This window comes from Paenibacillus sp. CFBP 13594, assembly GCF_014842675.1.
GTDB lineage: Bacteria > Bacillota > Bacilli > Paenibacillales > Paenibacillaceae > Paenibacillus > Paenibacillus amylolyticus_B.
In genome coordinates this window covers 396,750-420,789 of the sequence record NZ_JACYVQ010000004.1, presented here as the reverse complement: position 1 = coordinate 420,789, position 24,040 = coordinate 396,750, and the positions used below count along the sequence as shown (strand labels likewise).

The following is a 24,040-nucleotide window of genomic DNA, read 5'->3' as shown; positions in this document are numbered from 1 at the left end:
GGAATGAATTTTTGTCAATGGAAAGTACCTTATTCCCATTCTTTTATCAAATAAAAAAGGAAAGGATAGCTCAAAAGGCATCCTTCCCTTCTATTGATTGCTGTTAACTCAACTGCATCGTAGTGATGCATGTATTATCATTTTCGTATGTACACAATTGCGTTTCTGCAACCTTTCCATCTCCAACAATACGAATCAGATAGGTTCTGTCTCTAGGCACCCAAAAATCCATAAATCCGTTTGCACCAGACTTCATCACTGCATCTTTCATAAAAGTGTTGCCTTGAGAATCGTGAATGGTAACGCTAAATTCCTTATTGCTCATTTCCCCCTGACAACCGGTCAAGCTATGAATTGCACAGGGATGGGTCTGGTCCACATAGGGTGCAATGGAAAGGAAAAATTCATTTTCAGGCAAATCATATGTAATGGTTTTTTCATCTTGATCGGTGACGATTAACTGTTTGGCATTGATGGAAGCAGATTCTGGTGTTTCTTTTCCTGTGCTGATATCTTCCACCAATTTTCGGATGTTGGGCGCATTGGCTGTACCCGCCTCTTCCTTGCCCGTATTGCTTGCAAACAGATAGGTTCCGATTACAATCACAACTACAACACTTGCAATGATCCACATTTGTTTTTTCATTTGGAGTCCATCTCCTCGTCCGTTTTCATCAAGTATAATGGAGAACAAACCATCATGGACTTAAACATCGAGAAATTCACCAGATATTCACATATATGGTTCGCTCATTTCGGGATATGCATATATGATATCTGGTGGATAAGTCTTACAGTTCATTGCGTGAGCGACAATTAATATGCCATAATCCGGTCTGCCATTTCCTCGGCTTGAAGTACCGCAGACAACGGGTCGGATAGAAAATATCTATTCCAGTCAAGGCTAATAATCCGGCAGTGATCTGTCTCGATGGACTTCTGCCATGGTTTGCCTGAAGCTTGATCAAGTCCGTGTCTTGGACCATTATCCAACACCAACAGGTAGTCCTCCAGGTACCCACCTACCGCACTCCGCGCAATATCCAGGTATTCCAGGCCCGGCTCCAATAGTTCCTGGCGAACCTTGCCTGCTGGCTTCAAGTTCAGTAACCCGTAGGCTGCCTTACCTCCACGAGTTCCCGTATTTCCCACAAGGGTAATATGTTCTCCCCAGTTCGGATCAATGACGGTAAATGTCTTCTCTGCGGAGACCTTGCCCGGGATCGTTTGCTGCAAAGTATGTACTCTCCGCCCGTATTCGTTAATCCATGTTTCGGCTTCTGTCTGGCGATTCAGAATACGTCCCATCTCTCGAATCTCCTCTGCTACAGATCCGTAACCAGTCTCTCCATAGACCACCGTAGGTGCAATTCTGGCATAGGAAGCGTAAGCAGCACGATTCCAGGTGATAATCAGATCGGGCTCCAGTTCAAGCACTTTTTCGAGCGAGATAAAATTATGATTGCCGATATCCTGTACTTGATCATAGATATAAGGCTCCAGCATTTGGTTACTTTCAATGAGCGAATGCGGCGCTCCGAGAGGCGTCACTCCCAATGCCAGCACTTCTCCCAAATTCCAGTCCACGACAACACGGCTAGGCTTGGTCGGTATCGTAATCTCGCCCATGCTTGTGGCAAGTTTTAGAGTTCTGGCTCTTGGTACCGCGGGCGCTGGGGGTTTCCTCACTTGGACTCCTTGTAGATCTATAATCTTCTGTTTTGGCTGGTTTTTGTCAGCTTCAACTATAGGTACCGTTCGTTCGCTCCATCCCGAATAATGACTTTCCAGAACGGCATGTGGTGGGGATGTTTGCAGGGCTACATCTGGAGCACCGCACTCTCGACGCTTTCTGAAAAACTCAGGAGATACACCATAATGTTTCTTGAAATAACGACTTAGCGTGTAGCCGTTCTCATAGCCTACTCTCTCCGCGATTTCTTGTAAGGTCCCATTCGTGCTCACCAGTAGTTTTAATGCCTGTTCCATCCGAATCTGTGACAGCACACGGCTGGGACTCGTATTTAATTGAAGCTGAAACAATTGGTTCAGATACCTTGGACTACAATTCAGCATTTCAGCTACCTGTTCTATCTTGAGTGGTTCCCCGTAGTGACGTTTCATATAATGCACCGCCTGATCTACCCGATTCAGCTTAGCATCGTTAAACCTCTGCTCCTGCATTTGTTTCAGCATCTCGGCGAGCCATTGGTAGAACAGCGCCTTGGTTTGAATCCGGCCTGCTGACTGTAGTTCATTCCATTGTCTGTATATCAACTGCATGATTTCAATTAATGGCAATGGACACGCTGGTTCAAAACCAAAACTTACTTGCAAAGACTCCGACCCAGTATATGTTTGGGATCTTTCAGTATTTGGCTTCTCTGACTCTGGTGACGAATACGACAACACATGTATTTCTATCGGCTTCTTAGCCAGGCAATCCAGCCGCGTTCCTTTGGAAGCGTGCAGAATATATGTCCCTTTAATCTGATGCATCACCTGCCCAAGCCAGATCTTCCCCTTGCCATTCGTAATTAGTAAAAAAGCATTCGAGGGAAGCATCCACGTATTAGGATCTTCACTGATGTTAATGGTCATGATCCGAATATCCAGTAATCGGATTGTTATATGCTCCCATAATGCCCCGTATTCTTCTATGTTCATCGTCATGGACCTTTCTTTGTGTTTCCTCGTTACCACATCCAAAGCTTCGCCTCATCATATATGATAATCATTCTCAGTTCAACCTGTCGATTGAGTTCTGAAATGGTTATGCTTCCGCTTCCGAATCGGTTATTGTGCAATCGCAAGATTGCCTCTAGAGTTATATTAAATGAAAATCATTATCAATTAGAAAGAGGGTATGTCATGTTGTTTAAGAAATCTTGGTATCGTATCGCCCTGCCTGTTTTGCTGATCATGGCCGTATTCATTAGTGGTTGTACCCAGAAAGAGACCGTGAAACCTGGGGCGACAGAAACAGGAAACACCGCACCGCAAACAAGAACACTCTCCACGATGATGGGAGACGTTACAGTCCCCCTCAACCCGGAGCGGGTTGTCGTTGATTGGAATATAGGACATGTTCTGGCTGTCGGCGTAACACCAGTTGGTGTGCCGAGTAGCCTGCTGGATTATGGAGTATTCCTGCGTGACAAACTTGTGGATAGCGCGGATTTGGGTAACCACAGTGAGGTTTCACTTGAGAAAATGGTAGAGCTGGAACCGGATCTGATTATCACATGGGACCAGGAGAAATTTCAGACCTATTCCAAAATCGCTCCGACTGTCGTATTCGTACCCGATCAGTATGATTCCATGGAAGCAGAAGTGACAGCCATGGGCGAGATTCTGAACCGCGAAGCAGAAGCTATAACTTGGAACGAATCATTTAAACAACGGATCGCAGCAGCTCAGGCCAAAATTAAAGGTGTCATTCCGGATGGTGCCACCTTCACCGTTGCCGATTTTAACTTTTTGAAGAACCCAGCCATTATCGGCAACAGCGCCAATCGTGGTGGAAGAGCAGCCTATGAATTGCTTGGACTAACTCCGGCACCCAAGGTAAAATCAGATCTTCTGGACCAAGGCAAAGAAAACCTGGAAGCTAGCGCGGAGGTCTTTGGAGAGTATGTAGGTGATTACCTGCTGATGATGGTTACAGAAGGCACGAAAGATCACTCTCTGTTGCCTAACGTCTGGGACAATCTGCCTGCCGTGCAGAACGATCATATCTACAAACTGGATATTCATAAATATTTCACTGCTGATCCCTATACCTCCATTCTACAAGCCGAAGAGATCGCAGATCGACTCGCAAGTGGACAGACTGAACTGAATTAGAACAAGTTTAAATCTAATGAAATAATGAAAGCCAGCAAACCTGAACGTGTCCGTAGAAGGCAAACACACTGAATCCTGAATGTGTGAGAACGTGCCCTTCAAGTGCGAGCAAGGATTGAGACGTCGTAAAAGCAGATTTTCTCCCTTACAATGAAAAGCTTCGCTTTGGGCGGAATTCATGGTCGTCCTCTAGGCTCGCCGCCGGTTAGATCAAAACATGGAACGAGCGCTAACGAATCTGAGGCGTCTTATTCAACGGTTTGAAGCGCCTACAGAAATCTAAGGAACTTGAGACACTCTATATCCGATTAACAAGCCGTTTTCAGTGTTTTTATAAGGGAATTTTGGTAGATAACGTGTCTGATGTTCCTTACAATTTAAAAAGAGGAGCTGAAGGCCAAATAAGATGTCCTGAGTTCCTTAGAAAATCATCTATCCATTCGCCAAGATCGGCAATCTGGGATTCAAGTTTTTATCCAGCTCAAAAAAGATTACACAAACAGCGCCCACCAGAACGATTCAGGTGGCGCTGTTTTATTTGGTTTGAATATCTCGCTGTCGTCAATGATCATAAGCCGAAAGACTATAAATATCTAATCACACAAATAAGTGTTCATACTTTCGAATCTGGGATCTTAAAATTTGAGCAACTATCTCAAAATCTTGCTGCTACTGACAAAAGTCTTACGAGAATCCTTGCTCACCTGCAAAACGGGGATGGACATCAGCACAAGACAACTCCTCATTAGAAAATCGAATCCAGACATAATCATCATATAACACACCATGTGTTTGTTTTACGATCTCCGAAGCTACATAATCATTCAGACCTAATGATTGCAAAATTTTATCGGCATGGTGTCTGGTGCGAGGAAAACATCTGGATTCAAAGTAATCCAGTACATCCCCAACGGTTACCTTAGACTTGCTTGGAAAAGGGAGAAAAACAGGCGATACACTTTTATCTTGCCATACATCAACCGTTTGATTGCTATAATCCAACTTCACTTTGGCAATCACCTTGTCATGCTCCAAGACCTCAAATTCAAGAGGAGAAGATATAAATTTGTTTATTTTTTTCATCTGCTACCTCCAACATTTTTTATCAGCTAACAGATTTTGATGTTATTCGACAATATTATACCATTTCTTAGAACATATTATATTTCATCCGTCTAAATTCTCAGATATAAAAAAACTGTGATTCCCAGAAGGGATCACAGTTAGTTTTTTGAAGGTTTTTTAATTATCAATATATAATTTCAAATCAGTTTTCAGACGTAAGATTGTGTTTGAATATTGTTCTATTCTTTCCTGCAATCTTATACGTTCATGCTCGTTGCCAGAAAAATTTATTCTTTTAAAAATATCTTTTGCGTTATTTATATCTTGGATATAGGTATTAATTTTACTTTTCCCTCTATATCTCATACTATCCCCATCTATCTCGAGAAGTGCGTCAGATAACTTCTTATCAGGATCTACTAAAAAACTTTTTAATTGTTCAGAGTTGGCTTTGTGGATAAATGAGTCCGTTTTAAGATCCAATATTCCAACTAATCCCCTCTCAATTTTGGACAACATTGTTGTCCGCACTGTATCCAATTTGTGATCTTCTACTATTTCAGGCTTTAATCTATTTAAATTGTTCAACCATTGTATTAAACATGCTAGTGCGGAGATTGATATTTTATTATTGGTTAAACTTTGTTCGATTTCAGAATGTGGATAATAGCTAAATACCTTTACTCTTGCTGATACAAAAGCAACACTTTTGTTCATTTTGCGTGCGAGCTCACTAAACGAACACTTTTCCCAATAAATCCACATATCATGAGTGTGCTTAGACCATTCATATACACTCCAATCTGATTTACCACCTTGGACTGATCCTAATCTTTCCTGTTCTTCTTCGATACTTTGTGGCCGCTCAACTAAATACACTGGAATTTTTCTTTGCATTAACTTTTTTGCTGCATGCCATCTTCGATGACCTGATAGAATTACATACTTATTATCTCTTTCATAGCAGGTTATAGGAACCTCCCATCCTTTTTCTTTAATTACTCGTTGTAATTCATCAGTTTTAATTGTGTTATCCATTCGTGGATTCAACGGGTTTGGTTCGACATCCTTTATATCTGCCATTATCAACTTGGAATAGTTACTCAAGTCTAACTCCCCCTTGTAATTCAAGGCTCTTATTCTTTAACATTTCCATTAAATCAATTAACTCGTCTATTAATATTTGTGCTTCTTTACGATCTTTACATTCAATTTTTTGAACAGTTGCTATTGAGTCGTCCATTGTTTTATATATTCCGTTGTAATTATCATCTTTTCCCGAACGATTGATTGTCATCTCAATCTCTGATTGTTTCAACGTTTTGGTAGTGTCCGACAGAAACGATATAATCTCTTTTTCACTAGCATTGCATACGAAATTTCTATCATTAAGAATGTTACTATTAAAACATTTGTTTTCGTATTTTTTTAACATTTGTATTCTTATAAAATCCTCATCTAGCGATTTCACCAAGTTAGGATGAAATTCACACAATCGCTTAATCCAGGTAATGATGTAGTCAAGCATAGAGATCGAATACATGCCATTTTTCAGTTTGTCTTCAATTTCAACACGTAGATAATATTTGTAAACGCGAATTTTTGCAGCAATTTTCTTTTTAGGTACTCCTATTTTTTTTGAAAATTCTTCATATGCGATACACCCGCTAAATATCCAACGGTCGTATATGTTTTTAGCTATTTCATATGGTGTCCATTCCACTTGCACACTTTGTAATGAGCCTAAACGATCTTTCTCCTCAGCAGATGTAGTAGGTGCGTCCACTACAAATACAGGCATCTTCTCATGCCCTAATTGTTTTGCTGCATACCATCTACGGTGTCCAGACAATAAAATGTAGTACTCTCCTTTCTTATAACACGTTACTGGCTCTTCCCAACCTTTTGTTTCTATTATTTGTTGTAATTGATTTGTGTCGACGGCTAGATCTCTTCTGGGGTTACTGGGATTAGCAAAAATATATTCAATTGGCACCCATTTAAAATTATCATCACTTTTCTGCTGTGGTTGACCATTTAGATTGAGTGCTGAAATTTGCAATAGTAACGCCTCATTTCTATTAATAATTTTTTGGTAATCGAAATCGCATTTTCTTAATATTTCATCAATATTCATTCTTAATTGAGCTGCGGAGATCGTAAAATATTCTATTATATTCTCTCTGCTGTAGCCTTCTATTAGCTTGTCAGCAACTTTCTGTTCTATTGTAGAAAAGCTTCCTACACTTTCGATTTTAAATATTTGATCCTGATTTTCTTCGACCGCAATCACATCTATAAGCTGTCTTTCATCTTGGTTTTCTTGCTTTGAATTAATTGAGTCATATAAGTATAATTGACGCCTAATTACATAAAAATGCAAAGCTTGAACGGCCATATTGTAGGAGCATCCGAGTTCTTGGGAAATAACATCTGGTGACATTCCTAGTAGATTTCGACTCATTATTTTAAGGATTATGCTATTTATTTTTTGGCTAGGTCGTACAATATTGTAGTGTTGTATTGTAAACTCTATCATTCTTCCCTTTACAAATTTATAAGCATAACGCCAGAAAAACTCTTTTCCTTTTTTAAAATTGAATTTCGAATACGCCTCTATAAGTCCTAAATAGCCTTGTTGTGTGAGATCGTCCAATAGCCAATTGTCGTATAACATTCTAGAGTAGAAAAATCTTCTTGCTGTTCTTTTTACGTTTTTAGCATGCTGATCTATGACTTCTTCTATTGTTATCTCTGTGGATTGAGGCTGAATCAAATGCAAGTCCCCCTCTCCAGATATCATCATTTCTATAATTATAATTTAATAGTTGAGGGAAATCTTTCATTCGTCAAAGGTTCTAACTTTTCAACAGCAACGCGGTTTTTATGACAAAATATCTTATTTAAATCTGGTTGATATAAACCTTAATATCTCTCTTTTATTACGAAAAACACACGATTTTCTCACAAAAAAGCCCGATGCGTGTTTGAGAGAGATCTCGACACAAATCGGGCTTCTTGCTAGGACATGTTATCTTTTATGCATATGCAGTTTTACGTATTGGAGAGCGCTTTGTTTTTTTCATAAAACCGGGCGTTGTGAGAAGATACACCCGCCATGTCGGAAGCAGCAGGTTCCAGATACGTCTTGGCACTGTTGACTGCGAGCACCGCATCGTTAAAAGCACCTGCGATCAGCCTGACTTTGCTGCCATAAGTGATGAAGTCCCCTGCTCCGAATATGCCTGGAATGTTGGTACGCATGCGCTGATCAACGGATACGCCGTAATCTTCCCGCGCCAGTCCCCATTGCACAAGGTTACCAAAATCACGATCATACCCATGGCTTACAACAACTTCATCCACTTCAACATGTGTGATCTCACCGGTTTCTACATGGGCCAGCTCGACACGATCTATTTTGTCACCTGCACCGTATAAGCGTGAGATGCTAAATGGCGTCATGACGTTGGCTTGAGCTTTCATCTGAGCAACTGGCGACTCGTGTCCAGTAAACTCATGACGTCTGTGTGCTACCGTAACTTCACTTGCGATCTTGCCCATTTCATTCGCCCAGTCGACTGCGGAATCGCCACCACCCGAGATCAGAACACGCTTCCCGGCAAATCGGGACAGGTCGGTTATCGTATAGTGCAGATTTGTCAGCTCATACCGATTGGCACCCTCGACATCCAGCTTTTGCACCTGAGTCATGCCTCTACCCGCACATAATAGGATGGTACGTGTGTAATGGCGCTCCCCTGTTTTAGACATGAGTACAAATACACCGTCCTCAAGTCGTTCCAGCTCAGCAATTTCCTGACCAAATACAACCGTTGGATCGAACGTTCTCGCTTGTCTCTCCAGCGATTCAATCAGTTTCTCACAGCGAATCGGATCAACCCCTCCCACATCCCAGATCAGCTTCTCCGGGTACGTACGCATGAATCCACCCAGTTCCTGTTTGGCTTCGATGATCTTGGTACGCATGGCTCTCATGCCACTATAAAAGGAGGCGTACATTCCAGCAGGTCCCCCACCAACGATGGTAATATCATAAATATCCAGTTGAGGCTCTACAGTCATCTATGGCACCAACTTTTCAACAACATAGTCCATCAATTTTACAGAGCCAATCGGACCCACACCCGATACGAATTGGCTTGTCTTCAACGGGAAGACATGATCATTCTTCACAGCCTCCAGATTCGACCACACTTGACTTGCTTTCAGATCTTCCATGGATTTCTTCGTGTCATAACCTACGAGGGTTCTGTCTTCCAGGAAAATATAATCCGGATTCATCTCAGGCAAGAATTCCAGGGAGAACTGGCTAAACCAATCTGTAGAATCTTTAATAGCATCAGGACTATTCAGACCCAGGATATCATAGAAGAAAACACTGCTGCTTCCTCCTTTGGGACCCATGAAACGGTAACGATTGTGCTCTACCCGGAGAACCAATACGGTCTTTTCTCCCAGGGCTGTCGCAATTTTCTCTTTCGCTTGTGAGGCTTTCCCGTCGAATTCAGCCAGTACTTTGGAAGATTCTTCAGTCTTATCGAATATGGCAGCCAGCTTTGGCATAGCACGTTTCATTTCACTGTTGGCATCCAGTGCCACCGTAGGAGCGATTTTGGACAATTCATCATATACGCCCTGTTCCATACCTTCGCCAGCTGTAAGGATCATATCCGGTGACAACGCAAGCAACTGCTCATAATTATATTGATATTGCTCGACTTCAATGATCTGGACCCCGTGTTCTTTCAAATAATCAGGACGGTATTCCGCTTCAACTTCTGGAGTTAACAAAACGATTTGGGGTGTAACACCCATTTCAATCAGATACTCGGCATATATCGAATCAAACACAACCAGATTTTGAGGATGAGTTGGAATCGTTACTTCTCCAAACTGATCCTTCACCACCTTAGTCCCACTTTCAGTCGCTGTTTCTTTTGCAGTACTCGCTACTCCTTCAGTTGGAGCACCTGCTGTTCCAGCTGTAGCGTTCTCTTCCTTGGTTCCACCGGAACATGCCGCTAGCATTACACTAATCACCAACAGCATGATGCCCAACCCTTTAAATCTTCGTGACATGATATACTTCGCCCCTTATGTATATTGATAATGATAATTATTATCAAATAGTATCAAATAAGAAGTGTTGCTTCCATAGCATATCGTGCGTATTCAGTTGGATTATTGTGCTCTCTCATGAAAAGATTCCGTAAGATTGCGAACGATCTGATTCAGAATCAGAGTGTGTCCCGTTATTCCGTGACCGTCTACCCACAGGTGAGTATCTACGTAAAATACCCGATTATTTTTCACAGCCTTCAGCTCGTTCCATTGCGGACTCTCCCATAGTTTCCTCATATTCTCTTCAGCACTAAAGTGCTGCATGATCCGCTTCTCCACAAACAGATAATCGGGATTGGCTTGTGTGAGCAGGTCCAGCGAACAAGGGTTAAACCATGCTGTACCTGAATCCAGTGCTTGCGGCAGTGTTAATCCAAGCTGTTCATATAACAAGTGTGATACCCCGTGTGAATTCCCCCCCAGATATCGATAACCAAACGCTTCTACCCTCAGCAACATGACTGTGGCCGCGGATTGGATGATGGGTTGCAACTGTCGCTTAGCTACGCTGACTTCGTGTTTCATCTGCTGATGCAGTCTATGAGCATCTTCTTCTTTAAGAAACCAGGCTGCCAATTGATCGAGCATTGGTTCTACATCTTGATGAAGTCCGGTTAGAATCGGTGCAATTGTGCGCAGTTCCCTTTTGACCTCTTCCGTCAATACGTTTCCTATCAACATCTCCGGTTGAACTTGTCGAACAAGTTCTATCTCCACCTCATACTGTGTTACCTCCAGCATCTGCACTCCATGCGCTATAAATTGTTCATGGTGATGTGGGGACAGCAGGATTGGGGTGACCACTACGGCATGGGGGATGACACCCAGATGAATCATAATTTCTGCACAGATTGGAGAAAGTGACACCATCTTGCGCTGCGTCATCGTCTGCCTATATATCTTAGGTGATACGCCAGTCAACTGTTTGAATCGTCGGCTAAAATAATGAGCATCTTCAAATCCAGTTTTTTTGGCAATATCCTGTGAGGTTGCATCGGTTAATATCAGTTCTTCCTGCGCGCGATAGATCCGGTAGTGGGCCAGATAATCCAGAGGTGGCTTACCATATCGCTCACTAAATTTGCGGGAATAATGCCATGGACTAATACCGGCAATCTGAGCTAACTGTGTACGTGTAATGACCTGATCATAATGCTGCTGCATGTAGTCAATGGAGCGAAGTATACCGTGTTCTGGCTTCAACTCGTTATCCGGCTGTTTCCGATATAGATTACTTAACAACTCATATAACAAATGCTGATTGCCAACTCTTTCTGCACTCTGATCCGGTGTATGCACTTCACTCCAATGCTGAATGATACTTGCCAGACCTCCACCGGACAGTTGCACTTTCTGATACGCCTCTCCTGACGGTAACCGCCATTCGAACTTCTCAGCTTCCCGTCTATCATGCAGCACCGAATATGTATCGAACTGAACATGCCAGCCTGCCAGATCCAGGTTGCCACCTTCAATGACCTCCATTACGGAGTTCTCTTCAAGTGCAATTAATTCTCCATAGGAGACGTGAACTCGGTGTCCATTTATATTCCAGATCGCTTTTCCATCAATGATAAATATCAAAGTGTGACTGAAAAAGTGATGCAGCTCGCCTTTTGTTATCCATGCGTTGCTTAGTGCATTCGTTGACTTCCATTGAGCAATCCATTCCATGTTGTCAGACATAGGTTATCCTTTCAAAGGGATTAGTAATCCAGATTTATAGTTTTCACTATATCAAAATACATGACAACTCCATAACCAACAAGGTATGGCTTGAATAACATGGAGGACAGCGATTATACATTTCATACTTACATTAATCAGAAAAACACAACAAAAAAGCCCGTACCACAAGGCACAGGCTCTTTCTTACAACTTTAATACTACTTTTCAATGCTACGTTTTACGTATTACTCAATGCTGGCTTTCGGTGACCCCTGTCCCCGTTTCTGTCCTTTTCCTGCCATCCAATACGTTAGTCCACCTGAGACACCAAACGCAATAACCACACCAATGCAAGTGTGTAACAGATTCAGGCTACCCTCTTCGATGAAGAGCGGGAGGCTGACCAAGCTCGGATTCCCCACCATAGCAAATGCCTTGACAGATAACAATCCGAAATATAGTCCACCCGCAGCTCCACCCAGCAATGCCGCATAGAAAGAGGATCTTTTTCTCATGTTGACCGCATACAATGCAGGCTCTACCACTCCAAGGAGGGCTGTTCCAGTAGCCCAGAAAGCAAGTCTTCTGGATGTTGGCTCTTTCGAGCGGATTCCGTTTGCAAGCGCAGCCCCCGCTTGTCCAACAATCGCCACTAACATGGCAGCAATCACCATAGAACCACCATTCATAACCATTTCATTAATGATGATGGCAATCAGCCAGTAGTGTAATCCTATAATTAACATCAGTGAGAAGACAGCTCCCAGTAACATCACCGACAACACTGGAGCATTAGCTACTAGTGAATCCAATGCCTCCGGAAGATACTCATCAATCCAGGTTCCGACTGGACCAAGTATCATCAATACTAGCGGAACAAGAATCAGTAACGTCAGGAATGGAGCAACCATCCCTTTGGAGAATTTTGGGCTCCATCGTTCAACGACTCTTTCCAAGAAGGCGGCTGCACAGATCGTTAGAATGACCCAGATGGGCGTAGAGTAAAAAGCAGGCTGAGACACAAGTGGCAAACCCAGGAAATGCATCTCTTTTTCCCCTGACATCAGCATGGTCATCTCCGGATAAAACATGAGTCCGCCAATAGATGCTGCAACATAGATATTACTCTTCAACCGATACGCTGTGCTGATTGCTACCAATATAGGCAGTACATAAAATACACTGTCTCCAATGATCCTGAAGATCGTAAAGGTCTGGCTGTCCACCAATGCTGAAGAGTCGGCAGAACTGTACGTATCCATTAACGCAATAATGGCGACTATAATTTTAATAACAGCGGCTCCGAGAATCGCAGGCATCAAGGGCCTGAATACATCGGATACAAAATGTAAGATCGAGAATCTGTTCTTCTTCGTGTGTCCTTCTTCCTGCAACGCTGTCGTTGTCGATTCCCAAGCGTCCATACCCAGTAACGTATTGTAGATAAGTGAAGATTCATCTCTTATTGCCAGATGGCACTGCTCACCCGTTATCCGAATATTTGCTACAACATCTGCGGAGGTAAGAGCCGACATGTTCAACTGTGTACTGTCCTTCAGTACCAGTGTCGTTGTGTCCTTATCATGTTCTACGAGCTTAATGTTCTCCTTGCCACCTGCGAGTTTCAACCAATCTTCAATCTGTGTGTCATGCATTATGTACGATCTCCTCATATTACGGTAAACCCGTGTTTTGTGATGTGTTATGATCTAATATGCCTCTATCTATATACACATTTCCATGAAAAAACTTCAATAGGATAAAAAAACTAATTTCCCTGACATTTCATGTTCATTTATACAAGGTATATGGACCTATGAAAGTCGAAAAAGCAAAAAAGCCTACTTTTATGTAGGCTCTTATCCATCTGTACTTATGAGTCATACTCTTCATACTCACAACCGACATTCGCAGTCATCAGATGATGTTGCACGTAAATATACATCCTCATCCTATGACAGTGCCAACATCGCGTTCATATCTTCTTCTGCCGTTGTAATTAACTTTAGACCAAACATATCTACGAGTACATCCAAGACACCTTCCGATATAAACTCAGGCGGTTTTGGCCCAATACGAATGTCCTGAATGCCAAGGCTGAACAGGCCAAGCAGGATCGCAACTGCTTTTTGCTCAAACCAGGACAGCACAATACTGACAGGTAACTCGTTTACAGTACAGCCAAAAGCATCCGCCAAAGCCATTGCAATTTTCACCGTAGAACCGGAATTGTTGCATTGACCCAGATCGATATAACGCGGTATACCCGTGTCTCCAACCGTACCATAATCCACATCGTTGAAGCGGAACTTACCACAGGATGTCGTCAGAATTACAGTATCATTCGGTAAGGATGTCGCGAGTTCACGATAGTAGTTGCCACCTTTGCCTGGCGCATCACAACCAGCAATAACGAAGAATCGACGGATATGCCCGTCTTTCACCGCCTGAATAATCTCGGGCGCAAGCCCAATCACGGTCTCATGATGATACCCTGTCGTTAAAACTTGCTCCGACTGTACATTAGCCGCAGACAGAGACAATGCACGTTCAATCAGCGGTGAGAAGTCATCATCCATGATCTTGGCCACACCTTCCAGACCCGCCACTTCGTAGGAGAAAAAGCGGTCTGCATATGTGCCTTTGATCGGCATAACACAGTTCGTCGTTGCAAGAATAGCACCCGGGAATTGTTCGAAAAGTCTTCTCTGATCGTACCAGGCTTTGCCGATATTACCCTTGAGATGGGCGTATTTCTTCAACGCCGGATAACCGTGCGCAGGCAACATTTCCGAGTGGGTATAGATGTTGATTCCTTTCCCTTCAGTTTGACGAAGCAACTCCTCCAATGCATACAGATTATGTCCCGTCACCACGATGCACTGTCCTTCAATCTGGTTCTGGCTAACCGTAATCGGTTGCGGTACACCAAAGCGGTCCGTGTGCGCACGATCCAACACATCCATAATGCGGATTGCTGCATTACCTACCTTCATCGCCATCTCCAGATGTTCCTGTACATTAAAATTCGAGTTCGTTAATGTCATATATAATGCCTCATGTGTAATCCGATCCACCTCAGGATCAGAATATCCCAACTGGCGTGCATGTGTCGCATAAGCAGCGATGCCTTTTAACGCAAAAATCATCGTATCCTGCAAACTTGCGATTGTTTCGTTTTTGCCGCATACCCCTACCACGGTACACCCGCCACTCGGCGTCTGTTCGCACTGATAACAAAACATATGGTTTCCCCTCCAAACTTAGATTAAACGCAGTTCGTTATGTAATAGCGTAACAGACCCTGATATGAGCTAGTGTGATGGTGCACACAGTTTCTGATCCAACATCTATATATGGTTCTCCAGACTATCATCCAAACTGGAAATAATAACATTCAAAAAAAGGCATATCTCGGATCATTATGAAAAATACTGTGTACAGCTAAAAACGTATAAATCCATAATCTTAAAAAAATACGAAAATGAAACGATTCTAGATTTTGCCCGTAAGGGTAATACACAGAGAAATCTAATATTCAAGGAGCTGGTCAATTGCAACATTACAGACACAGTGCGGAGGAAACCCTTCAGGATGTACAGAGTTCCTCCAAGGGACTTACGACCTCCGAAGCTGCCAAGAGAATTGAAACGGAAGGATATAACGAGTTAAAAGGTAAAGATGCAACACCCGTCTGGAAATTGTTCCTCGAAAATTTCAAAGATCCGATGGTCATCGTGCTGCTGATTGCAGCCGCGGTACAGGTTGTACTTGGACACCTGATTGAATCATTGATCATATTCCTGGTTATTTTGCTCAACGCGGTGATCAGTGTAGTGCAGACCAAAAAAGCCGAGAGTTCGCTTGACGCGCTGAAACAAATGTCTGCACCTGAAGCCAAAGTCATTCGTGACGGGCAGAAAAAAACCATTCCAGCGAGGGAACTCGTTCCCGGTGATATTGTTATGCTGGATGCAGGTGATTATGTCCCGGCAGACGGGCGTATCCTGGAATCAGGAAGTTTGAAAATCAACGAAGGCATGTTGACCGGAGAGTCCGAAGCTGCGGAGAAACACGCCGATACCATCCCGGATGAGGCTCCAATCGGAGATCGTCGCAATATGGCCTTCAGTGGCTCACTGGTCGTATATGGACGGGGCATGCTTGTCATTACAGGTACAGCTCTCAAAACCGAAATCGGCAAAATTGCCGAACTGATTGAAAATGCCGAAGCCAAGAACACACCATTACAGCGCAAGTTGGAATCATTCAGCAAAAAACTGGGCTTTTTCATCCTGGGCTTGTCGATTCTCATCTTTGGCATTGAAGCCGGTCGTGTATGGTTGACCGAAGGTACGGAGAATATCGGGCCTTCCATCGTAAATGCACTGATGTTTGCCGTAGCTGTTGCGGTTGCTGCCATTCCTGAGGCCTTATCCTCCATTGTGACTATCGTATTGTCACTCGGAACAAATAAGATGGCCAAACAACATGCGATCATTCGTAGACTGCCTGCCGTTGAGGCGCTCGGCTCTGCCAGTATTATCTGTACGGATAAAACAGGAACGCTAACTCAGAATAAGATGACTGTCGTTGATTATTACATTCCCCATGGCACCAAGGACGAATTCCCCGATGATCCCGATCAGTGGTCGGAAGAGGAACGGCGTCTGTTACATATTGCAGTGCTCTGCAATGATTCGAATATTAACCAGGAAGGCAAGGAATTGGGTGATCCAACCGAAGTGGCCCTCATTGCCTTCAGCAACCGGGTGAACAAGGATTACAATGAAATCCGTGACCAGTTCCCGCGTGAAGCTGAGCTTCCTTTTGACTCGGATCGAAAGCTCATGAGTACGGTGCATACCTTTGAGGGACAGACGGCTTTGCTGACCAAGGGTGGACCTGATGTGCTGTTCAGTCGCTGTAGTCATGTGTTTATCAACGGTGAGGTTCAGCCCCTCACACCTGAGATTCGCACACAGTTTGAAGAAAAAAATGAGGCCTTCTCCAAACGTGCCTTCCGTGTGCTGGCCTACGCGTACAAAAAATTCGATGATAAAAACCAGGTCACCATTAATGACGAGCATGATCTGACACTTGTTGGTCTGACAGCGATGATTGACCCCCCGCGTGAAGCGGTATACGGTTCTATTGAAGAGTCCAAAAAAGCGGGCATTCGCACCATCATGATCACTGGAGATCACAAAACGACGGCTCAGGCGATCGGTGTGGATATCGGCCTTGCCGAACCGGATGACCTCGCCATTACCGGTGCTGAACTGGACAAAATGTCTGATGAGGAGCTGGATCAACAACTCGAACATATCTCGGTTTACGCAAGGGTATCTCCTGAAAACAAAATCCGGATTGTTCGTGCATGGCAGCGTAAGGGCAAAGTGGCAGCCATGACCGGAGATGGAGTTAATGACGCACCAGCGTTGAAACAAGCCGACATCGGTGTAGCGATGGGTAGCGGAACAGATGTCGCCAAGGATGCGGCTGCCATGATTCTGACGGATGATAACTTTGTCTCCATCGTAAATGCGGTCAGTGTTGGACGGATGGTATTTGATAATATCAAAAAAGCCATCGCATACCTGTTCGCCGGTAATCTCGGCGCCATTATCGCCATTTTGTTTGCCTTGATCGTCGGCTGGGTTAATCCATTTACGGCTCTTCAGCTGCTGTTCATCAATCTGGTGAACGACTCCCTACCTGCCATTGCTTTGGGTACAGAGAAACCCGAGCCAGATGTCATGCGGCGTAAACCCCGTGATATTAACGAGGGTATCTTCGCAGGTGGAACCCTGCAGGCTGTGATTACACGTGGTGTCCTTATTGGTGCGGCTGTTATTGTGTCCCAATATATAGGACTTGGCATCTCGGAGGAAATCAGTGTGGCTATGGCCTTCACAACCTTGATTCTCGCACGCAGTCTGCAAACATTTGCAGCACGTTCCAACACACAAACCATCTTCCAAGTGGGCTTCATGACCAATAAATTCGTGCTTGGCTCCATTCTGGTATGTCTGTGTCTCTATGCAATCACACTGATTCCAGGTGTTCGCGGTGTATTCGCAATCCCGGATACATTCGGCTGGAATGAGTTCCTAATTGCAGGCGGACTTGCACTTGTCGCCGTCATTCTGATGGATGTCATCAAGTGGATTCGCAATCGCGGCAAACAAGTTACTGCGGCGTAAGATTTGCAGTTACAACATGCACAAACAGGCGCCCGTTATCGGAGCGCCTGTTTATTTACAGTTTTTTTTACACAAAGAGAACAGTCCACACACATACTGATGTTTCTAAAACATCCTCGCAAAATGTTTAAGCATTAAGCTGATATCTATATACCAACCAACAGATGGACAGGATAAGGATACATAATCCCCAGGATACCGAGGGGATGGTCGCCGACCAGTTAAACTTTTCTTTCCCTTTTGAACCATTTGTTAATCCGGATGCTATCAGAGCCACTCCAATAATTAAACCGATCTGGGCAAACAACAACAAAAATCCTTCTACCATGTAGATTACTCCTTTAAATACTCCGCTATCGATTTGAACATCCTTAACGATTCATAAGTCCTTTTTCTGTATCTAATTATCCCTGTTTGATGCCAAAAGCGATCCATCGTCCATCGATATCCTCGATCACAAACTCCTTGTTATTATAGTCTGTATGATTGAGGGCACGTACGATTTTCACATCTGCATTGATCAATTCCTGTTGAAGCTCTTCCTGGTTCTGGGTGATAAAATATGCATCATATCCATAGCCATATAATTCTCTGTTGGGTATAACTTTCTGTCCATTGCTTTGGGTTAAAATAATCTCGGTAAGATCACGATACAGGCAGATGTGAGGTTCCGCGGCATCGAGATATTCGACGACCCGAAAGCCCATCTTTTCTTCATAAAACTGCGCGGTTCGATTCATATCCAGCGTCGGAAATACGCTATGGGACATTAATAATGCATGAGTCATGGGTATAATCTCCTTCATTTTCAATTCAACATGCTAATTCCTTACATATCTAGTTACCTAACCGCTGATCCATCTGCTTATGTATGTTCAATGATCATTTTAGTTAAATTCAGGAAATCCGTCTATTGTTTATTATTAAAATCTTACTATGCTCATCACATCCGAATCCGAATGAATTAGTATGACATTATTGCCATATGATAAATTTGGGTGTAAAATGATATATTGCTTTTCATCACATATCTATTAAAAGTTCTATCCGAATTCATATTCATACCCAAGACAGGAATGGTACCGTGAAAGATAAAATTGTCATGCCACTCTGGACATGCTGCTTGTTCATCGTTGTGATGAATACCACCATGTTCAATGTTTCTTTGCCAGTCATTATTCAAGATCTACAGATTACCTCGGACCTGGGGTCTTGGGTCATCTCAAGTTATTCGATTGGTTACGCCCTGTCGACGGTGATCTACAGCCGATTGTCAGACCGTATCCCGGTACGCAAACTGTTAACGGTCGGGCTTCTGATCCTGGGGTTATCTTCATTGCTGGGGTTGTTCGCGCATAACTTCGCTATCTTGTTACTGACACGCATTCTGCAATCTGCGGGTGCAGGAGTTATGGCAGGTCTGGGTCTCGTCATTGCAAGTCGTTACATCCCGGTGGAACGACGCGGAGCTGCCATCGCGCTGATCTCATCAGGTAGCGCCATGGCTTTTGGACTTGGCCCCATTGTCGGCGGACTCATTAGCGAATACTGGGGCTGGAACGGACTTTTTGCCATAACGGTGCTTGTCTTGCTCGCCCTGCCTGTATTGCTCTATTTCCTTCCACGGGAAACAGTCAAAACAGATCAGCCGTTCGATGTTATTGGTGCCATACTAACCGTCATTAATGCCACTACACTTCTCGTCGCGATCACCCAGCAATCCTGGTTATGGTTTGCCGTGGGCGTTATTTCACTTGTTGCACACCTCCTGTATATTCGAAAAGCGAGTCTTCCGTTTGTGAATCCACAAGTATTCCGAACGCCAGGATACACCCGGTTAATCCTTATCGGATTCTGCGTGCTGGTCGTGAATCTGGGCAATCTGTTTTTGATGCCGCTTGTGCTCGCTGATCTATATGGACGCTCTTCGCTCGCCATTGGTTTGCTGATTGCTCCTGGGGCAATTGTTGCAGCATTCTGCACCCGTTTCGTTGGACGCTGGATCGACCGTTATGGCAATATGCGATTTATGATCATTGGACACATCCTGCTCGCAGCGGTACTTGCCTTATTCATGCTCGGACTTGATCAATCCGCCCTGATCATTACCAGTGGTTATCTCTTTTTCTCACCGGCACTCTCGGCATCCATGGCTTCATTGAATAATGAAGCGTCACGTGTGCTGCCCAAGGCACAGATTGGTTCAGGAATGGGGATGTTACAATTGATTCAGTTCTTCGGTGGATCGGTATCTGTAGCCGTGTGTGGGTTGCTGTTGCACAGCATTCCGGGAGTATCAGTAGAGGAAGCTTATCATGTGGTGTATGCTTGTCTGTTGCTCATCTGTGTTGTTTCACTCGGGCTGACCATCTGGCATAGCAGAGCTTCACGCTCAGGCATTAAACCTGTTACATTGGACAATTGATAATTGAGGTTTAAAGTTCAGAGCAAAAAGGCCCGCGCCAAGCGCGAGCCTTTTTTAGTTTGGAACAGAAATGCCGTTTTTTTTTAAAAGTGGATCACTCAATGAACTTGAACTTCCCGGTTACTTTCCTGATTTCATCCTACAGCAGCATGCCAACTATTTACCGTCCAGTGCGAACTTCCAGGCCTCCATGATGCTAATTGGGGCTTTACTGCTGCTCTCGCCGCCACCTTCCTGCGTCCAAAGTGGTGGGTAATACGCGAATACTTGACCTGTCTGTAGCTGAGACATATTCTCTTGCCAGCCTTTCCAGCGAAAGGTCTGATAGAACTGCTCCAGATCGCCATTTGCCAGCCAGTTGATGAAACCTGAATATGCCAGTTCTGTCGATTCCCATTCGAGTGTATCCGGTGCAAAATAATAAATGTGTCCCGTGCGGCCATACTTGCCTGTATCCAGTCCGAAGAAACCGCCTGCCGCATCATATGCAACGACCATCATACCCTCCAGCACATCTACCCAAGGTTGCTCACTTACCCCATTCCAACTGGTGAGACTCCCAGATGTACTGTCACCACCCGCACCAAGCAGCGTGATCCAGCCATGGTCCAGTACGATACCTTCTGTCTCATAAGCAACAGCCCCCAAATAGGATTTGGTACTTATTTGCAGACGATAGAGGGTATCCGTTCCAGCCTCCTGCTTTGCTGGAACATACACATATGTATTTTGCCCACTATCCAGGAGTTCCTTGAGTTCTTCCCACGCGTGATTCTCCCGATCTACTAATTCAGCTACAGTTAATGTATTCATGAGCAGTCTCCTCGCTGATTTTATAAGAGCATATCATGGGTTATTAACCCGTTCAAATCTGCTATAATCTAGGGCGTGTCTAAAAACTCCGAAGGAAGCAGATTTTGCCGAATTTTCGTTCCAAGCAAGGAAGTTTTCCGCAGGCGTGCCGGGGCACGTCAAGGGAAAGTGACGCAGCAGGGGGCGAAAAGGCGGAAAAAGATGCACTTCAGCGAGTTTTGAGACACGACCTAGCTTCAAAGCTAAATTCAAGGGGGAAACGATTTGATTCGCGTAGTTATACTTATGATTCCGATTCTGATGGTGCTTGTATCCGGTTGTCAGAATCATACATCTGCCATGAAGGAACCCGTTTCTGTTCATAAGTCTGATCCCCAGGTCATCCATTACATATCACCCCAAGGAAACGACTCGAATAAAGGCACCATTCAATCTCCTTGGAAAACGTTGCAGCACGCAGCAGACCATGCTTCGCCAGGAAGCATCATATATTTGCGTGAAGGTGTCTATCATCAGAAAGTCAAAATCACCCGGAGCGGTAATTCTTCCGCTAATCCAACGCTATTTTCAAGTTATCCTCAGGAGCAGGTTATCATTGATGGTAAAGGTTTATCTGTTCGGGGCATTGAAGGGTTAATTGAAATTGAAAATGCCAGTTATATCACGATTCAGAATCTCGAAATTCGTAATTTTACAACCACACTTGGGGGCCAGGTTCCAACCGGGATCTATGTCCACGGAGCAGGTGAGCATATTCAGCTGTTAGGCAACACCATACACGCGATCTCTAGTTACGCACCTCCTGAAGGTCCCGATTTGCGGGGCAGGGATGCCCACGGTATTGCCATATATGGCACAGAGCACCCGCAAGCATTACGCGATATCATCATCAAGGATAATGAATTGTATGATCTTACACTTGGTTCCAGCGAATCACTTGCAGTCAACGGTAATGTCGATACCTTTGCCATACAGGACAATATTATCCATGATTCCGACAATATTGGTATTGATCTGATCGGGTACGAGGGTACGTCCGAGGACGACACGTACGATCAGGCTCGGAACGGCATTGTACGAGGCAACGAAGTATACGATATTACGTCCAATAACAATCCCTCCTACGGTACAGACCTGCCCAATGATACCAACTCGGCGGGCGGCATCTATGTAGATGGCGGGAAAGATCATATCATCGACCAGAACCGGGTATATCGGAGCGATATCGGAATTGAGATTGCCTCGGAACATGCCGGACGTTCGACCAGCAACATTACCGTGCGTGATAACCTGATTTATTCCAACAGATTGACGGGTATTGCCATGGGAGGTTATGACGAGGAACGAGGAGCTACCGAGGATAGCAAGATTATGTACAATACACTTATAGGGAATGATACCCTGAATGCAGGCAATGGACAGTTATTCATGCAGTCACGGACAAAGAACAATACGTTCATGCGTAACATTCTCGTATCGGGCAGCTCGGAAGTACTAATATACAACGAATATACTAGCAATACCGGCAATGTGTTTGACCATAATGTCTATTATTCACCAGGAGAGCAGGAAGACGCCCTGTGGGTTTGGAAAATAAAGCCTACTCCGGCATCGCCGCCTACATCAAGGGATCTGGCAATGATGCACACTCCATATATGTGAACCCGGCATTTATGGATGAACCGAGCGAAGATTTTCGTCCTCAGGCGAATTCTCCGGCTAAGGCGTATGGTTACCTTGCTCCGCGATAAATCAACCCTGAGTCTGTCATCTCAACTTAGTCAATCTGTTTCACGCAAATAAAAGGAGCCTGTGCATGTGGGATCACTTCCCCCATGTGCACAGGCTCCTTTTCGTTTCTTTTGATGCAATCCAATCCTTAACTTCTTACCATCTGAGCTGCATGTGTCACCCGGTTTCGTCCTCCGGTTTTGGAGGCATACAGGGCGTTGTCCGCTCTTTGGAACAAGGACTTTTCTGTATCTTCCTCTACTATAGTGGCCGCACCGATACTCACCGTAATGTTATATTCACTCCAGTCGGCTGAAGCAACCTGTGAACGATATCGTTCTGCGATACCGATCGCCTGCTCCTCTTCACAACCTGGAAGAATGATAACAAATTCCTCCCCGCCGTAACGTGCAACCACATCCGTACTTCGCGACACCGATTGCAGCAGCCCTGCCAGATTACCTAGCACCAGATCCCCGATCGGATGTCCGTACGTATCATTAATGCTTTTGAAATGATCAATGTCCACAACGAGAAGGGAGAAATAACGTTGTTTCTCCTGAAACATCATTAAACTTTCAAACATTTTTTCCTGGAAAAACCTGCGGTTCTTCAATCCTGTCAACAAGTCGGTGGAGGCCAGTGTCTCCAACTGATCATTCACTTTAATTAACGCCTGCTCTTTAATTTTATATTCCTCATGCAGTCGTTCAAGTTCTTTATTCGCTTCTTGCGTCGCTTGATACAGCTCCTGTAGTTTGGTTTTGGTATGCAAAATATCCTTCTCATGTTCGATTCGCTTACGCATGACTACAACGACACAATCTACCACACTCTCCCCGTTACGAGTCTGACGAACACCGTTAAGCAGAACGGGAACAGCCTGCTGATCACGAGTACGAAACGTGAAATACATCTCGTCCACATGTCCATATAACTGGATGTAAGGATAGAAATACGTATGGAAAAATACCTTATTGCTCACCGACATGGTGGATTCAATATGTTGCCCTATGAGCTCATCGCGTTCATATCCAAGCATCGTAAGCAAAGTTTGATTAACCGACTGTACGACGCCCGAATCAGAGATAGAAAAGTATCCACAGGGAGCCAGATCTAATTGTATATCCATGGAATAACT

Annotated in this window: 18 protein-coding genes; 4 read left to right on the top strand and 14 right to left on the bottom strand. The window is 44.1% G+C overall.

Annotated elements, in window-relative coordinates; all coding sequences use genetic code 11:
- Positions 1 to 103: 103 nt before the first annotated feature.
- Positions 104 to 646, bottom strand: a complete 543-nt coding sequence (locus tag IFU39_RS15580; RefSeq protein ID WP_192133536.1) for a CueP family metal-binding protein — start codon at positions 644 to 646, stop codon at positions 104 to 106.
- 170 nt (positions 647 to 816) lie between these two features.
- On the bottom strand, positions 817 to 2,667 hold the full coding sequence (locus tag IFU39_RS15575; RefSeq protein ID WP_192133534.1) for an AraC family transcriptional regulator: 1,851 nt from the start codon (positions 2,665 to 2,667) through the stop codon (positions 817 to 819).
- Between the two features lie 204 nt (positions 2,668 to 2,871).
- Here IFU39_RS15575 and IFU39_RS15570 point away from each other — a divergent pair, with 204 nt between their 5' ends.
- Complete coding sequence (locus IFU39_RS15570; protein WP_192133532.1) at positions 2,872 to 3,846, top strand: ABC transporter substrate-binding protein; 975 nt, start codon at positions 2,872 to 2,874, stop codon at positions 3,844 to 3,846.
- Positions 3,847 to 4,530: 684 nt separating this feature from the next.
- Here the strand turns inward: IFU39_RS15570 and IFU39_RS15565 are convergent.
- From IFU39_RS15565 to hcp, 8 genes are all read right to left on the bottom strand, one after another.
- A complete protein-coding gene (locus IFU39_RS15565; RefSeq protein WP_101314991.1) occupies positions 4,531 to 4,929 on the bottom strand; it encodes a hypothetical protein in 399 nt (132 codons plus the stop codon).
- Positions 4,930 to 5,088: 159 nt separating this feature from the next.
- A complete protein-coding gene (locus tag IFU39_RS15560) occupies positions 5,089 to 6,018 on the bottom strand; it encodes a ParB/RepB/Spo0J family partition protein (protein WP_101314992.1) in 930 nt (309 codons plus the stop codon).
- Positions 6,011 to 7,687, bottom strand: coding sequence for a ParB N-terminal domain-containing protein (locus IFU39_RS15555; protein WP_192133529.1), 1,677 nt, complete (start codon positions 7,685 to 7,687; stop codon positions 6,011 to 6,013). The genes IFU39_RS15560 and IFU39_RS15555 overlap by 8 nt, the downstream gene beginning before the upstream one ends.
- A gap of 278 nt (positions 7,688 to 7,965) precedes the next feature.
- Positions 7,966 to 8,997, bottom strand: a complete 1,032-nt coding sequence (locus tag IFU39_RS15550) for an NAD(P)/FAD-dependent oxidoreductase (protein WP_192133527.1) — start codon at positions 8,995 to 8,997, stop codon at positions 7,966 to 7,968.
- Positions 8,998 to 10,014 (bottom strand): ABC transporter substrate-binding protein, encoded by a 1,017-nt coding sequence (locus tag IFU39_RS15545; RefSeq protein WP_192133525.1) that lies wholly within the window; start codon positions 10,012 to 10,014, stop codon positions 8,998 to 9,000.
- A 102-nt stretch (positions 10,015 to 10,116) separates the two neighbouring features.
- The gene (locus tag IFU39_RS15540; RefSeq protein ID WP_192133523.1) at positions 10,117 to 11,742 is read right to left on the bottom strand and encodes a helix-turn-helix domain-containing protein; all 1,626 of its coding nucleotides are present in this window, start codon (positions 11,740 to 11,742) and stop codon (positions 10,117 to 10,119) included.
- A 227-nt stretch (positions 11,743 to 11,969) separates the two neighbouring features.
- A complete protein-coding gene (locus IFU39_RS15535) occupies positions 11,970 to 13,379 on the bottom strand; it encodes a PTS transporter subunit EIIC (RefSeq protein WP_192133521.1) in 1,410 nt (469 codons plus the stop codon).
- Between the two features lie 297 nt (positions 13,380 to 13,676).
- Entirely contained in the window at positions 13,677 to 14,969 is a 1,293-nt protein-coding gene (gene hcp / locus IFU39_RS15530; protein WP_192133519.1) for a hydroxylamine reductase, read from the bottom strand.
- 309 nt (positions 14,970 to 15,278) lie between these two features.
- On the opposite strand from hcp, the gene IFU39_RS15525 reads away from it, so the two are divergent.
- Positions 15,279 to 17,930: a cation-translocating P-type ATPase gene (locus IFU39_RS15525; protein ID WP_192133517.1), complete on the top strand. Its 2,652-nt coding sequence runs from the start codon at positions 15,279 to 15,281 to the stop codon at positions 17,928 to 17,930.
- Positions 17,931 to 18,057: 127 nt separating this feature from the next.
- On the opposite strand, the gene IFU39_RS15520 is transcribed toward IFU39_RS15525, so the two are convergent.
- Positions 18,058 to 18,258 (bottom strand): hypothetical protein, encoded by a 201-nt coding sequence (locus tag IFU39_RS15520; RefSeq protein ID WP_101314998.1) that lies wholly within the window; start codon positions 18,256 to 18,258, stop codon positions 18,058 to 18,060.
- A 76-nt stretch (positions 18,259 to 18,334) separates the two neighbouring features.
- Positions 18,335 to 18,718: a VOC family protein gene (locus IFU39_RS15515; RefSeq protein WP_192133516.1), complete on the bottom strand. Its 384-nt coding sequence runs from the start codon at positions 18,716 to 18,718 to the stop codon at positions 18,335 to 18,337.
- A 296-nt stretch (positions 18,719 to 19,014) separates the two neighbouring features.
- On the opposite strand from IFU39_RS15515, the gene IFU39_RS15510 reads away from it, so the two are divergent.
- Positions 19,015 to 20,355, top strand: coding sequence for an MFS transporter (locus tag IFU39_RS15510; RefSeq protein WP_192133513.1), 1,341 nt, complete (start codon positions 19,015 to 19,017; stop codon positions 20,353 to 20,355).
- Between the two features lie 156 nt (positions 20,356 to 20,511).
- Here IFU39_RS15510 and IFU39_RS15505 read toward each other — a convergent pair whose 3' ends face one another.
- Positions 20,512 to 21,168: a DUF2625 family protein gene (locus IFU39_RS15505; RefSeq protein WP_091013641.1), complete on the bottom strand. Its 657-nt coding sequence runs from the start codon at positions 21,166 to 21,168 to the stop codon at positions 20,512 to 20,514.
- 264 nt (positions 21,169 to 21,432) lie between these two features.
- Between IFU39_RS15505 and IFU39_RS15500 the strand changes: the two genes are divergently transcribed.
- A complete protein-coding gene (locus IFU39_RS15500) occupies positions 21,433 to 22,830 on the top strand; it encodes a DUF1565 domain-containing protein (RefSeq protein ID WP_244660994.1) in 1,398 nt (465 codons plus the stop codon).
- A gap of 217 nt (positions 22,831 to 23,047) precedes the next feature.
- On the opposite strand, the gene IFU39_RS15495 is transcribed toward IFU39_RS15500, so the two are convergent.
- Positions 23,048 to 24,031 carry a sensor domain-containing diguanylate cyclase gene (locus IFU39_RS15495; RefSeq protein ID WP_091013636.1) on the bottom strand — a complete coding sequence of 328 codons (984 nt, stop codon included), beginning with the start codon at positions 24,029 to 24,031 and terminating at the stop codon, positions 23,048 to 23,050.
- Positions 24,032 to 24,040 lie beyond the last annotated feature (9 nt).

Excerpts from the sequence above, each read along its gene's own strand:
- IFU39_RS15580 (WP_192133536.1), bottom strand. The coding sequence starts at position 646 with ATGAAAAAACAAATGTGGATCATTGCAAGTGTTGTAGTTGTGATTGTA.
- IFU39_RS15575 (WP_192133534.1), bottom strand. The coding sequence starts at position 2,667 with ATGAACATAGAAGAATACGGGGCATTATGGGAGCATATAACAATCCGA.
- IFU39_RS15570 (WP_192133532.1), top strand. The coding sequence starts at position 2,872 with ATGTTGTTTAAGAAATCTTGGTATCGTATCGCCCTGCCTGTTTTGCTG.
- IFU39_RS15565 (WP_101314991.1), bottom strand. The coding sequence starts at position 4,929 with ATGAAAAAAATAAACAAATTTATATCTTCTCCTCTTGAATTTGAGGTC.
- IFU39_RS15550 (WP_192133527.1), bottom strand. The coding sequence starts at position 8,997 with ATGACTGTAGAGCCTCAACTGGATATTTATGATATTACCATCGTTGGT.
- IFU39_RS15545 (WP_192133525.1), bottom strand. The coding sequence starts at position 10,014 with ATGTCACGAAGATTTAAAGGGTTGGGCATCATGCTGTTGGTGATTAGT.
- IFU39_RS15540 (WP_192133523.1), bottom strand. The coding sequence starts at position 11,742 with ATGTCTGACAACATGGAATGGATTGCTCAATGGAAGTCAACGAATGCA.
- IFU39_RS15535 (WP_192133521.1), bottom strand. The coding sequence starts at position 13,379 with ATGCATGACACACAGATTGAAGATTGGTTGAAACTCGCAGGTGGCAAG.
- hcp (WP_192133519.1), bottom strand. The coding sequence starts at position 14,969 with ATGTTTTGTTATCAGTGCGAACAGACGCCGAGTGGCGGGTGTACCGTG.
- IFU39_RS15520 (WP_101314998.1), bottom strand. The coding sequence starts at position 18,258 with ATGGTAGAAGGATTTTTGTTGTTGTTTGCCCAGATCGGTTTAATTATT.
- IFU39_RS15515 (WP_192133516.1), bottom strand. The coding sequence starts at position 18,718 with ATGACTCATGCATTATTAATGTCCCATAGCGTATTTCCGACGCTGGAT.
- IFU39_RS15505 (WP_091013641.1), bottom strand. The coding sequence starts at position 21,168 with ATGAATACATTAACTGTAGCTGAATTAGTAGATCGGGAGAATCACGCG.
- IFU39_RS15495 (WP_091013636.1), bottom strand. The coding sequence starts at position 24,031 with ATGGATATACAATTAGATCTGGCTCCCTGTGGATACTTTTCTATCTCT.